The 14,263-nt window shown below is 41.3% G+C and carries 14 protein-coding genes; 6 read left to right on the forward strand and 8 right to left on the reverse strand.

Annotation, left to right across the window (positions count from 1 at the left end; translation table 11 throughout):
* Nucleotide 1: 1 nt before the first annotated feature.
* Both ACXAH9_RS12235 and ACXAH9_RS12240 read left to right on the forward strand, forming a co-directional pair.
* Complete coding sequence (locus tag ACXAH9_RS12235; RefSeq protein WP_474895148.1) at nucleotides 2-934, forward strand: fatty acid desaturase; 933 nt, start codon at nucleotides 2-4, stop codon at nucleotides 932-934.
* A gap of 3 nt (nucleotides 935-937) precedes the next feature.
* Nucleotides 938-1,852: a CDP-alcohol phosphatidyltransferase family protein gene (locus tag ACXAH9_RS12240; RefSeq protein ID WP_474895149.1), complete on the forward strand. Its 915-nt coding sequence runs from the start codon at nucleotides 938-940 to the stop codon at nucleotides 1,850-1,852.
* 1 nt (nucleotide 1,853) lies between these two features.
* On the opposite strand, the gene ACXAH9_RS12245 is transcribed toward ACXAH9_RS12240, so the two are convergent.
* The 7 genes from ACXAH9_RS12245 to ACXAH9_RS12275 form a co-directional block, all read right to left on the reverse strand.
* Nucleotides 1,854-2,105 carry an acyl carrier protein gene (locus tag ACXAH9_RS12245; RefSeq protein WP_350206150.1) on the reverse strand — a complete coding sequence of 84 codons (252 nt, stop codon included), beginning with the start codon at nucleotides 2,103-2,105 and terminating at the stop codon, nucleotides 1,854-1,856.
* Nucleotides 2,102-3,385 (reverse strand): beta-ketoacyl-[acyl-carrier-protein] synthase family protein, encoded by a 1,284-nt coding sequence (locus ACXAH9_RS12250; protein WP_474895150.1) that lies wholly within the window; start codon nucleotides 3,383-3,385, stop codon nucleotides 2,102-2,104. The genes ACXAH9_RS12245 and ACXAH9_RS12250 overlap by 4 nt, the downstream gene beginning before the upstream one ends.
* Nucleotides 3,386-3,388: 3 nt before the next feature.
* Nucleotides 3,389-3,832: a 3-hydroxyacyl-ACP dehydratase FabZ family protein gene (locus ACXAH9_RS12255; RefSeq protein ID WP_474895151.1), complete on the reverse strand. Its 444-nt coding sequence runs from the start codon at nucleotides 3,830-3,832 to the stop codon at nucleotides 3,389-3,391.
* Nucleotides 3,829-4,602 carry an SDR family oxidoreductase gene (locus ACXAH9_RS12260; protein WP_474895152.1) on the reverse strand — a complete coding sequence of 258 codons (774 nt, stop codon included), beginning with the start codon at nucleotides 4,600-4,602 and terminating at the stop codon, nucleotides 3,829-3,831. Before ACXAH9_RS12260 ends, ACXAH9_RS12255 begins: the two co-directional genes overlap by 4 nt.
* Nucleotides 4,603-4,690: 88 nt before the next feature.
* Nucleotides 4,691-5,809, reverse strand: coding sequence for a hypothetical protein (locus ACXAH9_RS12265; RefSeq protein WP_474895153.1), 1,119 nt, complete (start codon nucleotides 5,807-5,809; stop codon nucleotides 4,691-4,693).
* Nucleotides 5,809-6,762 carry an NAD-dependent epimerase/dehydratase family protein gene (locus ACXAH9_RS12270; protein WP_474895154.1) on the reverse strand — a complete coding sequence of 318 codons (954 nt, stop codon included), beginning with the start codon at nucleotides 6,760-6,762 and terminating at the stop codon, nucleotides 5,809-5,811. The genes ACXAH9_RS12265 and ACXAH9_RS12270 overlap by 1 nt, the downstream gene beginning before the upstream one ends.
* 1 nt (nucleotide 6,763) lies before the next feature.
* Entirely contained in the window at nucleotides 6,764-7,969 is a 1,206-nt protein-coding gene (locus ACXAH9_RS12275) for an aminotransferase class I/II-fold pyridoxal phosphate-dependent enzyme (RefSeq protein ID WP_474895155.1), read from the reverse strand.
* A gap of 95 nt (nucleotides 7,970-8,064) precedes the next feature.
* On the opposite strand from ACXAH9_RS12275, the gene ACXAH9_RS12280 reads away from it, so the two are divergent.
* On the forward strand, nucleotides 8,065-8,799 hold the full coding sequence (locus tag ACXAH9_RS12280; protein ID WP_474895156.1) for a phosphocholine cytidylyltransferase family protein: 735 nt from the start codon (nucleotides 8,065-8,067) through the stop codon (nucleotides 8,797-8,799).
* Here the strand turns inward: ACXAH9_RS12280 and ACXAH9_RS12285 are convergent, their stop codons facing one another.
* Nucleotides 8,800-10,113, reverse strand: a complete 1,314-nt coding sequence (locus tag ACXAH9_RS12285; protein ID WP_474895157.1) for an inositol-3-phosphate synthase — start codon at nucleotides 10,111-10,113, stop codon at nucleotides 8,800-8,802.
* Between the two features lie 187 nt (nucleotides 10,114-10,300).
* On the opposite strand from ACXAH9_RS12285, the gene ACXAH9_RS12290 reads away from it, so the two are divergent.
* The 3 genes from ACXAH9_RS12290 (at nucleotide 10,301) to ACXAH9_RS12300 (ending at nucleotide 14,257) form a co-directional block, all read left to right on the forward strand.
* The gene (locus tag ACXAH9_RS12290; RefSeq protein ID WP_474895158.1) at nucleotides 10,301-10,924 is read left to right on the forward strand and encodes an L-threonylcarbamoyladenylate synthase; all 624 of its coding nucleotides are present in this window, start codon (nucleotides 10,301-10,303) and stop codon (nucleotides 10,922-10,924) included.
* Complete coding sequence (locus tag ACXAH9_RS12295; RefSeq protein WP_474895159.1) at nucleotides 10,921-11,541, forward strand: WbqC family protein; 621 nt, start codon at nucleotides 10,921-10,923, stop codon at nucleotides 11,539-11,541. The genes ACXAH9_RS12290 and ACXAH9_RS12295 overlap by 4 nt, the downstream gene beginning before the upstream one ends.
* 139 nt (nucleotides 11,542-11,680) lie before the next feature.
* Entirely contained in the window at nucleotides 11,681-14,257 is a 2,577-nt protein-coding gene (locus tag ACXAH9_RS12300; protein ID WP_474895160.1) for an ATP-dependent Clp protease ATP-binding subunit, read from the forward strand.
* Nucleotides 14,258-14,263: the final 6 nt, after the last annotated feature.

Consider the following 14,263-nt stretch of genomic DNA (forward strand, 5'->3'; position numbering starts at 1 on the left):
TATGAAGGACTTAGATTTTATACGAAGCGAAGAGAAGGAACCTCACTTTCAACGAAGAAAAGTGATTATGGAGGAGCACCCTGAAGTGAAAAAATTATTTGGGAACGATCCCTCATTGATTTTTAAGACATTATTTGTGGCAGCTCTACAGTTGGCTATACCCATCTTTTTCCTTCCGGAAAATCCGTGGTTATTTGGCTTGTTGGTGTTGCTGGTTGGCACCACACTGACTCACATTATTGTTTTGGCTGTTCACGAAATCACACATGACCTGGCCTTCAAGAAAAAGGTTTTAAATAATTGGTTAGCTATAGTTGTTAATTTTCCGCTGGTTGTTCCTTTCGCAATGGCTTTTAAGGCATACCACGCAAAACATCATTGGCATCAGGGCAAAGAAGGAGTTGATACCGATTTAGCTGTTTCATGGGAGGCAAGATTCTTTAGAGGGCCAATCGGAAAGTTTGTATGGCTGATCATTCAGATACCTATTTATGCCATTCGTCCATTATTTGTTCACCCGATGGTTCCGGACAAGTGGCAAATCATTAATGCAATTGTGCAGGTTGCTGCTATGATAGGCTTCTTCTTCCTTGCAGGATGGGAGGGCTTGCTTTACTTAGGACTTTCCACAGCATTGGCAACAGGATTACATCCCATCTCCGGTCACTTCGTAGCAGAACACTTTGTTTACAAGGAAGGTCAGGAGACGTATTCCTATTATGGCTGGTGGAACAAACTAATTTGGAATGTGGGCTACCATAACGAACACCATGATTTTCCTACCATACCGGGATCTAAATTGCCGGAACTAAAGAAGATTGCTTCAGAACACTATGACAACCTTTATGCTCACAAAAGCTATTCTAAGGTTATCTGGCAATTCTTGTTTGACAACAAGATTTCTTTATTCTCACGGGTGAAGCGAAACAAGTAATCAATGCTCAATTACTTTAAGAGGAGGTATCAAAACCACCTGGATAAGGTATTATCCACTATTAAGTTAATCGATGTAGAAGAGCGCTATGATCTTCATTTTAGCCGTTTCTATGGGCTGTATTTTGCCAATGCAGCTAAATGGTTGAAGATGACACCCACTCAAGTTTCGATTATTAGTTTGGTGATAGGAGTAGTAGGGGGAACCTTGTTTTATTATCAAGATACTTTGTGGATCGTCGCTTTAGGCGCCTTTTTAGTGACCTGGGCGGGCGTGCTGGATAGCGCCGATGGACAACTAGCCCGAATGACCGGTCAATCATCCGAACTTGGCCGCCAGATCGATGGACTGATTGATAACCTGGTCTTTATCTCCTGTTACATAGGAGGTACAATGTATCTCATACCTATTTATGGATATTGGATCCTGCTGTTAATGGTAGCTGCAGGCCTTGCACATAGCTACAAGGCGGGACTTTACGAGTTTTATAAATCCGAATACATTTATCTGGTAGGAAAGTCCCAGGCAGGATATATCCCTTTAACGAAGGATGAAATCAAGCCAACTGGAGATAAGTGGCATCATAAAATCATGCACTACATCAACCTGGACTACACAGGTAAGCAGATAAGCTCAACTACACGATCACCAGAGGAGCGTAGCAAAATGCGGGTACTTGCAGAGAACAATCCTCAGGAGTTTGATCCGCTATATAAGAAATGGAACTTTATAATGCTATTTTGGTGGGCATGGCTGGGTGGAAGCAATACCCACCGAAATGCGATGGTAATTTCTGCGCTCTTTGGGAGATTTGATATTTATCTGGCTGCCAGCCTGATTTGGACACTAGGCTACCTACCTCTAAATATCATGCAGAGGAAATACGATCAAAAATTATTGAAGGAGTTAACCAACTAGATTAGGCAGTTTTTTGCAAAACTACGTCGATTGAATCCTGCACGGTATTCATCTCACCAATCACATCGTCATCGATCATGATGTCGAATTTATCCTCAATATCTAGTACGATATCAACAATGTGTGCAGAGTTAATCATTAAATCATTGATTAGGTGCTTGTCTTCAGACACCTCGTTAGCCATTACATCTTCAGGTAGGTAAGGCTTTATGATGTTAATCAGGTCGGTTTTTACAGTTTCTCTAGTCATCATTCTTTGTATTTCCTTAAAACGAGCGCGCAATTTAAATCACCAAAGCCAAAATTAGCTTTGATAATAGTGTTTACTTCCTTGTCTTGGCAACTCGTTGGGATACAACCCCCAAAAATTTCTGAAGAAATTTCAGGATGAATGTTTTCAACGTTCAAATTGGCATGTACAAAATTCTTTTTCAGCTGCAATACGCTGGCTACTAGCTCCACTGATCCTGCGCCCGCTACTGCATGTCCGATCATGGATTTTGGGGTGTTAATCATAGGGAAATCTTCACCAGATCTTCCAAGTGCAGCTACCCAGTTTCGTATTTCTGCAGGATCACCTTTTGTGGATGTTAGGTGTCCGTTGATTAAATCAATGTCTGTAGGATCAATTCCAGATACCTTGATTGCTCTCTTGATACAATCCTGCACAGCTTCCGGATTTGCAGCAGTCATCGTACCACCGCTGCGCTGGCCTCCGGAATTCACATGACCTCCCAATATTTCACCGTAGATCTTAGCTCCTCTGTTCTTTGCGCTTTCCAGTGTTTCCAGAACTAGTGCCCCGGAACCTCCTGCTGGAACAAATCCAGTGGAGGTATCACTCATCGGACGAGATCCGAACTCAGGGTTCTCGTTTGAGTCCGAGCAGAGTACCCGCATCGCATCAAATGCAGCCCAGATGTATCTTCCATCTCCTTCTGTACTGCCACAAATCATTCGATCAGCCCTGCCTTGCGAAAGGTGTTCATACCCCATCAGTACAGCTTCTGACCCGGTTATACATGCAGATGAGTTAGACTGAATCCGGTTTCCTAAACCTAAAATATTATTGAGATAAGCGGCAGCACCGCTATTCATGCACTCAGAAATAGTTCGAGAGCCGAGTCTTCTACTTTCTCCATTATCGATAGGGTATGCTGGAAACTCTCGATTGATAAAGCTATCAAAGCTAAGGTCACCTGCTCCGAAGATCATTCCTGAGTTATAGTCCGTATTTTCCGCATTTGGTTCAAGACTTGCATCTTTCCATGCTTCAACGCCTGCAAGCATCGCGTAAAGGATGCCCTTATTGGTTATTTTTTCGGCTAGTAAACGCGGTAGGTGATCGCCAAGGTTGACAGAGGAAAGATCAGGTGCTCCTCCTATCTGACATCTAAGTTTGATGTCATCTAATTCCGGCCAATGCTTGATTCCGGATTTCCCTTCACGTAATGCTTTTTCATAATTATCAACACCAATAGCATTGGCGGATACTACTCCAAGTCCGGTTATTACAACTCTATGTTTTTCCAAAATTTACGCTTCTGATTTTACCACCATCCCTGCTAACTCTCCTTTTGCCACGACAGTTCCATCCTCTTTTTTGCAGGAAACAGTGCATTTCAACTTTCCGAAGCGAAAATAGACTTTTTTTGATTCAACAATAAGTTTGTCTTCAGGGATTACTTTGGAGAGAAAATCAACATTGGCGCTGGTGAAGGCAGGTAAGACCTTAGAATCTTCATCTAAATCCATCAAATACATAGCCAAAGTTACCAAGCCGATTTGGCACATGATCTCTGTTAAAATCACTCCGGGAACGACAGGATTTCCTGGAAAATGCCCTTCTAAAAAGGACTCATCTTTCCGGATGGTGTAATTTCCTATAGCACCTTCCTCATTGATGGAGATAATCTCATCCACGAATAGAAAAGGCCTCTTATAAGGAAGTAGGCTCAATATTTTATCGTACGAACTCATATTAAATGTTCCCCACCATCTACATGAATCAAAGCCCCGTTAATCCAGCTCGCCTCTGGTTGTGCCAGCAGATAAACAGTGTTAGCCACGTCTTCAGGTGTGGTGAGTCTTTTATATGGATTTCTGTTTTTCGATTGCTCAATTAATTCTTGAGATCCAGGAATCAATCGTAGTGAGGGCGTATCTGTAACCCCGGCCTGAATGATGTTGACGGTCATTCCTTTGGGAGCAAGTTCGATAGCTAAATATTTCGATAGTGTTTCAAGCGCAGATTTTGCTAGTGCTACTGCTCCATAACCCTCCCAGAATTTATTATTTCCTTCGGAGGTTAAAGTCAGGATGCGAGTACCTTCTCCAATTAAATTTTTATTTAAAAGCTCATCTATCCACACCCTCAGATTGGTCCCCATGGCATCAATCGTAAGAGCCAAATCTTGAGAGTTTAACTTTGGCCCATCAGATATAAAAGGCTTTAAGTTTCCTCTGGAAACGGCATGAAGTAAGACATCATATTTTTTTACTCCATCATTAGCAATTGAGCCGATGCATTCCTGAATTTTCTCCGTATTGGTGGCATCTATGTTGAAGTTGGTAATTGCAATGTCGTGATTGGATTTCAAGTCATTTATTACTACTTCCAGATCAGCCAAACCCTGACGTCTGTCTCTGTGGATGATGGTGATATTACAACCATGAGATGCAAGTTTTTTTACTGTTGCCAGACCGATACCGCTGGATCCACCAATGATCAATGCATGTTTATCTTTCAACTCCATTTAATTATAAAGTAATTCTAGCCTGACAGTAGAAAAAGGCAGGCAATATGCTCATTTCATCACGTGAAGCTACAAAAATTGACTAGAAATGTTTGATGAAACAAGAGCGCTTTATTTTTCCAATGTCGATATCAAACGCACTCCACGTATTCAGCACATTTTTATTATCCTCCAGCATAGGACCTGAGGCCATGTATTTTATCCCGTGTTTTTCATAGACCTTTTGTAGGTGGTCAAAGATAAGCGCATGAACTCCCAGCTTTTGATACTCAGGCTTTACACCAATCAAAAACAGATCGGCTGTATCATTGTAATAAAAAGCTTTTAAGACATGAATGAAGCCTAGGGGGTAAAGTGACCCTTTGGCCTTCTGTAAGGCTTTCGAAAGAGAGGGTAGCGTTAATGCAAACCCAACTACCTCATCTGCTTCGTTTACGACAATACAAACAAAATCTTTGCGGATGAAGCCGAAGTATTGCTCCACATAGTAATTGATTTGTTTTTGCGTGAGTGGGATGTAGCCATAAAGTTTTGAGTATGCTTCATTCAAAACACTAAACACTCCAGGGGCGTACTTTAGAATCTCTTTGGTGTTTTTGAAATCCTTTACTTTCACTTTATATCGATCCTGGATAAGCTTGACCACTCTGCCAATTTTTTCAGGATTTTTGGCAGGAGCTTTCCCTCTCAGCTCTACCCAGGTCGCAGCGATTTCCATATTCCAGGCACGGAAATGATCAATGTAGTATGAGTGGTTGTATATGGTTGCTTGAGTAGCGATTTGATCAAATCCTGAAATCAAAGCACCCTCAAAATCCAAATCTGTAAAGCCCATTGGACCATGGATTGCTTTTGCTCCTTTTGACTCAGCCCACTTTTTAGCCGTGTTCAGCAAAAGTTGTGAGACATCTTTATCATCGATGAAGTCGATCCAACCAAAACGGGCAAGTGATTTTTCTTTTAGCTCAGTGTCTAAAATGATCGCTGCGATTCGGCCAGCTATTTTTCCATTCTTCTCAACAACCCAATACTGCGCTTCTGCATGTTCAAAGGCAGGATTCTTGTCCTTCATCAGTGTGCTCATCTCAAAATCGATGAGTGGGGTGACATAGTAAGGGTTGTCTTTGTAAAGCACAAAAGGGAACCTAATGAATTGCTTTAGCTCCTTTTTGGTGTTGACTTCCTTTATTTCAAGTAACATCAGATGAGGTTGTTTTCCTGGTAGTATTTAAGTGCATCTTTAAATCCTTCCTTCAAAGATATTTCAGGTTTTACTGAAGAGTGTTTCAATTCGGTGGTATGAAGATCCCAATGCTGAGAAATCTCATCAAATTTCTCGAGAGTTATTCCGGGCCTTTTGTTGATGAGTTTGTGCCACACATCAGAAGAACCCATCGAAAACTTGGCCAGCCATTTCGGAAGGGGGAAAGTTCTGATCTTTCTTTTAAAAAGTGCCACAAAAATTTCTACAAAATCTCTGTGAAGATAGGTATGGCCATCATTGTAGTGCAGTGGTCCGGTTTCATTTTGCATATCCTGCACAACCATTCGAGCCAGGTCAGCTCCATGGATCATACTCATGCGCTGCTTACTGTCTGTGATAGGGTAAACACCCATTTTAGCACCTTTAAAAAGGGGCAAGAAAGCTTCATCTCCAGCACCATAAATGGCTGTTGGACGAACCAGCAGGTATTTTTTCATCTTTTCCTGAATTACCTGCTCTGCTTGTAATTTACTGCGACCGTAATGAGAAACAGGCTTTTTCGTATTCGCAGGGCCATGGGCTGCATAAGAGGAAGTATAGACGAAAGTTCCACCTTCTTTTAGTAGTTCGGTTTTAAGTAGCGAATCACATATGGCTGTAGTTAACCCAACGTTTACCTGATAGTACTCATCATTCTTAAGGCTCACGGTCATTCCTGCATTGTGCAGGAAAAAATCTATTTGACCAGCTTCCTTTTTGATATCGGAAAACTGAGAGGTTAAGTCTTGTCTGTAATCGACGTTTTTTACGTAAAGGTTCTTATCCTCAGAAAGGAGTGAAGTGTTAGCACTTGCCCGTATTAAAGCATATACCTCCATCTGCTGACGGAGGCATTCTTTCACCAGGTATGATCCGAGAAAACCATTAGCTCCAGTGATCGCTACTTTCAATTTAAGCCACTTCTGTTTGACGTTTCACTTCAAGTTCGTCAGCTACTTTCAAAATCTTATCGATAGCAATATCGATCTGTTCAATGGTGTGAGTAGCCATCAGTGAGAATCGGATAAGTGTATCAGTAGGGGCTACAGCAGGAGCAACGACCGGATTCACAAATACGCCTTCTTCAAACAAACGCATTGTCATTTTATAGGCTTTTTCATTATCCCTGATGTAGATAGGAATAATTGGTGTTTCCGCATAACCTGTATCAAAACCAAGCTCTTTCAAACGCTTCAATGAGTAATTCGTGTTTTCCCAAAGCTTAAGTCTTCTAGAGTCATCCGATTGCATGATTTCAAGAGCTGCAATAGTGGCTGCCGTAGATGAAGGCGTCATACTCGCACTAAAAATTAATGAGCGAGCCACGTGTCTGATGTATTGAATAGTTTCTTTATCGCCTGCAACAAATCCTCCAAGAGAGGCTAGCGACTTACTAAATGTACCTCCGATTAATTCTACGTCATCAGTTACGCCAAAGTGATCTGGTGTGCCTCTTCCATGATCTCCAAGCACACCTACTGCGTGCGCACAGTCACTCATAACTGAGGCATTGTATTTCTTTGCAAGAGCAACGATTTCCGGAAGCTTGGCAATATTTCCTTCCATGCTGAAGATTCCATCCACTACGATGATTCGGTGGTTGGCATCCTGAAGATTCGCAAGCTTCTTTTCAAGTGCCTGCATGTCGTTGTGACGAAAAACGACAGTGGATGCATCGCTTAGTTTGGCACCTTCATAAATGGAAGCATGATTCAGTCGATCTAATAAAAGCGCATCACCTTGTTTGGCAATGGATGGCAGAACTCCGAGATTAACCTGAAAACCTGTACTGAAAACGAGTGCTTCTTCTTTATTGAGGAATTGGGCAAGCATGTTTTCCAGCTTCTCATGCATGTCGGTAGTTCCATTCAAAAACCTGGAACCCGAACAACTTGATCCATATTTCCTCACAGCTGATTCTGCAGCCTCAATCACCTTTGGGTGAGTGGTAAGACCCAAATAGCTGTTTGATCCAAACATTAAAACATCTTTCCCATTCACCTTCACTTCAGTCTCTTGTTTGGACTGGAAAGTTCGGAAAAACGCATAGTATCCGTTCTTCTTAGCGTCTTCTGCTAACTTGAAGGTTGAAAATCGTTCTCTCAGAAAATTCCCCATTCCGCAAAAATAGTTATATCACTTGGAAACATTTTCGTAACATTGAGATTTGAATCGAAAGCTTCATCATTTTTTAATACGAAAACCAATTCATTTTGAATCTAGTAATACTTGCTGCTGGTAAAAATACCCGATTAGATACAGGCATTCCTAAAAGTTTGGTCTCTTTGAATGGCGAAACCTTGATGTCTCGTCATATCCGAATTTTCAAAAGCCACGGTGTGAAAAAGTTTTGTATCATCAGCGGATATGGAGCAGAGAAACTTGAAGAAGCATTACCAGAACTTAAAAAAACACACAATGCTGATATAACTATCCTTCACAATGAGAGGTTTGATTTGGAAAACGGTTTTTCTGTTTTTCGGGCGAAAGAATGGGTTGAAAAAAATGAAATGTCGGACTTTTTCCTCACAATGGGGGATCATGTTTTTGATCCAGAGTTTGTAGGAGAATTTGTAAAAAAATCGAGTGGATTAGAGAATACACTTCAATTGGCTGTAGATATGCCGGGGGAATCTAATAATCACATTGACATTGATGATGTGACCAAAGTACTTGTAGACGATAACGACTTTATCAAATCGATTAGTAAAACAATACCAGATTACAACAGGTACGATACGGGTCTGTTTAGGCTAAAATCTGAGGTGTTTGATGTTTTTCAACAATCGTTTGACCAGAAAGAGTACACCATCTCTGAGTCAGTCTCAAAATTGATCGACAGCCGAGAGGCAAAATCTGTACTAGTGGAGGGGTACACCTGGAATGATGTAGACAATCCAGATGACCTCCAAAGTACAATTAATTTAATGGATCAAAAACGACTCTGATCAATCGTAGTAATCCAATCCTAAATTCGTAATTAGCGTTTCACCCGCAAGATGGCGAAGCGTATTCTTAAGCTTCATCAGCTGAACAAAGATGTCATGCTGAGGCTTAAGTCCTTTCAATGCTTGCGGCGATTTTAAGTAGAATGAAAGCCACTCTTGAATACCTTTCATTTCAGCACGTTGCGCAAGGTCAAGGAATAAGGCAAGGTCTAGAACCAAAGGAGCTGCAAGAATGGAATCTTTACATAAGAAATCCACTTTGATCTGCATTTTGTAGCCCAACCATCCTTTAATGTCGATGTTGTCCCATCCTTCTTTATCATCACCTCTTGGTGGATAATAGTTGATTCTTACTTTATGATAAAGGTTTCCGTAAAGTGTAGGGTGTAGTTCTGGTTCAAGCACTTGCTCCAACACACCAAGTTTTGAAACTTCTTTGGTTTTGAAGTTATCCGGATCATCCAATACTTCACCGTCTCTGTTACCAAGAATATTGGTAGAGAACCATCCGTCAATACCCAAAGATCTTGCTTTTAAACCTGGTGCCAGAATGGTTTTCATCAAGGTTTGACCTGTTTTAAAGTCTTTTCCAGCGATTGGAGTTCCCGTTTGCTTAGCAAGCTCTACCAGACAATCTACGTCACACGAAAGGTTAGGTGCTCCGTTGGCATATGGTACCCCCATTTTGATGGCAGCATAAGCATAGATCATGCTTGGTGGAATATCAGGGTGGTTGTTTCTTAGCCCTTCCTCGAATTTTTCAATAGTAGAGTGAACTTCCCCTTCCTCGATGTAAATCTCGGTAGATCCACACCACACCATCACTACACGCTCGCAGTTATTTTCTTTTTTGAAGTTTTCAATGTCTTCCATCAACATTTCCGCAAGCTCCATTTTGTTAGCTCCTTTTTTAAAGTAGCTACCTTCCAGTCGTTTCACGTAGTTTTTGTCAAACACTGCCTTCATCGGCTTGATTTGCTCAAGTTCATCTTTCAGGTCGTTCAAAAGATCTTTGTCCAAAACCTTCGCATGCATTGCAGCTTCATAGGCATTGTCTTCGAATATGTCCCAGCCACCAAGAGCGACATCTTCCAAGGCTGCCAAAGGAACAAAGTCTTTAATAAGTGGATTTCGATTTTCAGTTCGCTTTCCCAGTCGTATGGTGCCCATTTGAGTGAGGGAGCCGATAGGTTCTGATAAGCCTTTTCTAATGCTTAGTACCCCGGCCATAAAAGTGGTCGCTACAGCACCCATTCCTGGAGTAAGAATTCCTAATTTACCATTAGGTTTTTTGATTGTTGATTTATCTGACATGTGTTTTTTATTAATCTCGTATCAATCTTCTGTCATAAAAAAGAGGGATCCTCCCCAAAAGTGAGCAGAAATTTTCCGCAAAATAAATTAATCCATAGCGGATAATCTTAACGATTCCATATTTTGATTTTAAAATACTGGTTATTCCATCCTTTTTGTAACTTATTTTGTTCAGATTTAAGCACTAATGGCAGCTGAATTCATCAAATTATATCCAGAGAACCCTGAGCGAAGGAAAATAGTGGAGATTGCCAATGTCCTAAGAGATGGTGGGGTTATTATCTATCCAACAGACACGATCTATGGGCTGGGGTGTGATATTTTCAATCAAAAAGCGATTGAGCGGATCCGAATCCTCAAGGGAATTAAGGGAAAACACCTGAATCTATCTTTCATTTGCTACGACCTGAGTCATATCTCAGAATATGTCAAGCATCTGGATACCCCAACTTTCAAGTTGATGAAAAAATCGTTACCCGGGCCATATACTTACATACTGGAATCGTCATCAAAAGTCCCGAAGATTCTCAACGTTAAGAAAAAGACGGTAGGTATTCGGGTGCCGGACAATAACATTCCTCGTGAAATCGTAAAAGAGTTGGGCAACCCAATCATAACGACATCAGTACATGATGATGTTCAGGATCATGCCACAGATCCGGAATTAATTTACGATGAGTTTAAAAATCAGGTTGATATTGTAATTGACGGAGGGTATGGAGAGGTGCATCCAAGTACGGTAATCGATTGTACGGGAATGGACCCTGTCATTGTGAGAGAAGGAATCGGAGATGTGAACATCATTGCATGAGAAAAATTGTTGTTGAACCGCACTACTTAGGTAGTCTGGAATATTATGCATTACTCATTCAGCATGAGGAGGTGTGCCTCGAGGTATATGATTCGTTTCCCAAACAGACGTATAGAAACAGGGCTTATTTTCTAACGTCAAACAAAATTCAACCGTTGATTATTCCCGTGCGGTATTCCAATGGAAGTCTGACGAAAGATGTTGAAATTGATTACTCTCAACGTTGGGTCAGGGATCATTGGGGTGCGCTTTATTCAGCATATGGCAAGGCACCATTCTTTGAATATTTTGGTGAGGAGTTTAAGGCAATTTGGGATCAAAAAATCCCTGACTTGGTCGGCCTCAATTTAGCATTCATGAAATTAGTGCTAAGGATATTGCAAAAAGGCCTAACCATCTCATACACAGAAGACTTTCAAAAGCAATGTGAGGCAGACTATCGAAATGTAATCAATCCGAAGAAACCGTTTTCTGATCGAAAAATATATGAGCCCTTCACTTATCCCCAGCTTTTTGGTGGTACCTTTGTACCAAATCTGAGCATAGTGGATTTGATCATGTGCGAAGGTCCAAATGCGGCACAAGTTTTACGCAAATCGTATTTGGGATCTAAATAAAGCTTGCAGTATATCGATGCTTAAAAGTATTTCGACGAGAGAATGAACAAATCCTAAACTGCTCACGTTTTTTCATCTACATTGAAGGATATTTCTTCGTATATCCTATATTTTTACTAAAAAGCGAAAGGCAAAACGCATGTCAAAAGAGGCAAAATTTTCAAACAGAGTCAAAGAAGTTATCTCACTGAGTAGAGAAGAGGCCCTACGTTTGGGCCATGACTATATTGGCACAGAGCACCTCTTACTGGGAATGATCAGAGAGGGAGAGGGCGTTGCTGTAAGCGTAATGAAAAAGCTTGGCTTGTCCATGAAAGAATTACGCTCTGCAATAGAGCAAGCCACCAAAGGAACAGCGACCAGCAACGTAAAGAACCTGGCGAACATTCCATTAACAAGGCAGTCAGAAAAAGTATTAAAAATCACATATCTGGAGGCAAAGATCTTCAAGAGTGCATTAATTGGTACTGAGCACTTGTTGCTTTCGATCCTCCGGGATGAAGATAATCTTGCAACTCAAATACTGGAGAAATTTGAAGTAAACTATGATTTGGTAAAAGAGATGTTAGAGTATCAAACAGAGAATCCAATCGCATCTGCCGATACAGATGACCCAAACGATGAAGGAGACGAGCTGTATTCCAGTACTCCTCGTGGGTCAGGCAGATCTTCTGCAGGCAAAGAAAAAGGCAATGAAAAATCAAGAACTCCTGTGCTTGATAATTTTGGTAGAGACCTGACCAAATTAGCAGAGGAGGATAAACTTGACCCGATCATTGGTCGGGAAAAAGAAATTGAGCGGGTGGCTCAGGTACTGAGTCGAAGAAAGAAGAATAATCCGATTCTTATTGGGGAACCAGGGGTAGGTAAAACAGCCATTGCTGAAGGACTTGCGCTTCGAATTTCCCAAAAGAAAGTATCCAGAATTCTTTTTGGCAAAAGAGTAGTTACACTTGATCTGGCATCATTGGTGGCCGGTACCAAATACCGAGGGCAGTTTGAAGAGCGAATGAAAGCAGTGATGAATGAGATTGAAAAATCTCCTGAAGTCATTCTTTTCATTGATGAGCTTCACACTATTGTTGGTGCAGGAGGGGCTTCCGGCTCTTTGGATGCGTCCAATATGTTCAAGCCAGCGTTAGCCAGAGGTGAAATTCAATGCATCGGCGCTACCACACTGGATGAGTATCGTCAATACATTGAAAAAGATGGCGCTCTTGCTCGTCGATTCCAGATGGTAATGGTAGATGCTACTTCTCCAGAGGAGACACACAAGATTCTCGAAAACATCAAAGACAAGTATGAGAATCACCACCACGTAAATTATACGCCAGAGGCTGTAAAAGCGTGTGTGACGCTCTCGGATCGATACATTTCTGACCGGTTCCTTCCGGACAAAGCGATTGATGTCCTGGATGAAGCAGGAGCTCGGGTACACATCAATAATATCAATGTACCGAAGATCATTACTGAGCTTGAGGAGCAGATTGAAGATGTGAAGAAGGAGAAAAACAAGGTTGTAAAGAGCCAAAAGTATGAGGAGGCGGCACAGCTTAGAGATCGTGAGAAGAAATTGATTGCTCAGCTGGAAGATGAAAAAGCTCGATGGGAAGAGGAAACAAGAACAAAGCGATATGAAGTAGGAGAGGATAATGTAGCTGATGTCATCGCCATGATGACTGGAATTCCAACCAAGCGTATTGCTGAGAATGAAAGTGCCAAGCTTTTGACCATGGGCAAAGAGCTTCAGGGGAAAGTTATAGGACAGGAAGAAGCAATTAAGAAACTGGCTAAGGCCATTCAGCGAACAAGAGTAGGGTTAAAAGATCCTAAAAAACCTATAGGCTCATTCGTGTTTCTGGGACCTACCGGGGTAGGAAAAACCGAAATGGCGAAAGTCCTTTCTACTTTCCTTTTTGATAAAGAAGATTCACTCATTCGAATTGATATGAGTGAATACATGGAGAAATTTTCTGTGTCTAGATTAGTTGGAGCGCCTCCGGGATATGTTGGATATGAAGAAGGGGGACAGCTTACAGAGAAAGTAAGAAGAAAGCCGTACAGTGTTGTGCTTTTGGACGAAATAGAAAAAGCACATCCTGATGTTTTCAATATCCTTCTTCAGGTATTAGATGATGGTGTCCTCACAGATGGTCTCGGCAGAAAGGTGGACTTTAGAAACACTTTGATCATTATGACATCTAACATTGGTGTGCGTGACTTGAAAGATTTCGGTGCTGGAATTGGTTTTGCAACGCAAAGCAGAAAAGACAGCATGGATGATATCATGAAGTCTACCATTCAGAATGCATTGAAGAAAACCTTCAGTCCGGAATTCCTGAACAGGTTAGATGACGTGATCATCTTCAACTCTCTTGAGAAAGAAGATATATTCAAGATCATCGATATAACACTTGGTAAATTATTCTCGAGAATTACCGACCTGGGTTACTCCATTGAGTTGACCAAAAAGGCGAAAGAGTTTTTAGCAGAGAAAGGATATGATCCTCAATATGGAGCACGACCTTTAGCCAGAGCAATTCAAAAACACTTGGAGGATCCAATTGCAGAGGAAATATTGCAAGGAGAAATTCAGGAAGGCGATACTTTAGTAGCTGACTGGGACGGCAAGAAGGAGGAACTGACGATTAAGTTGAAGAAAAAGAAGCCAAATAAGTCGCAGGACAAAAAAGAACAAGATAAAAAAGAGAAGTAATTGATA

The sequence above is a fragment of the Ekhidna sp. ABH4_415 genome (assembly GCF_056161305.1).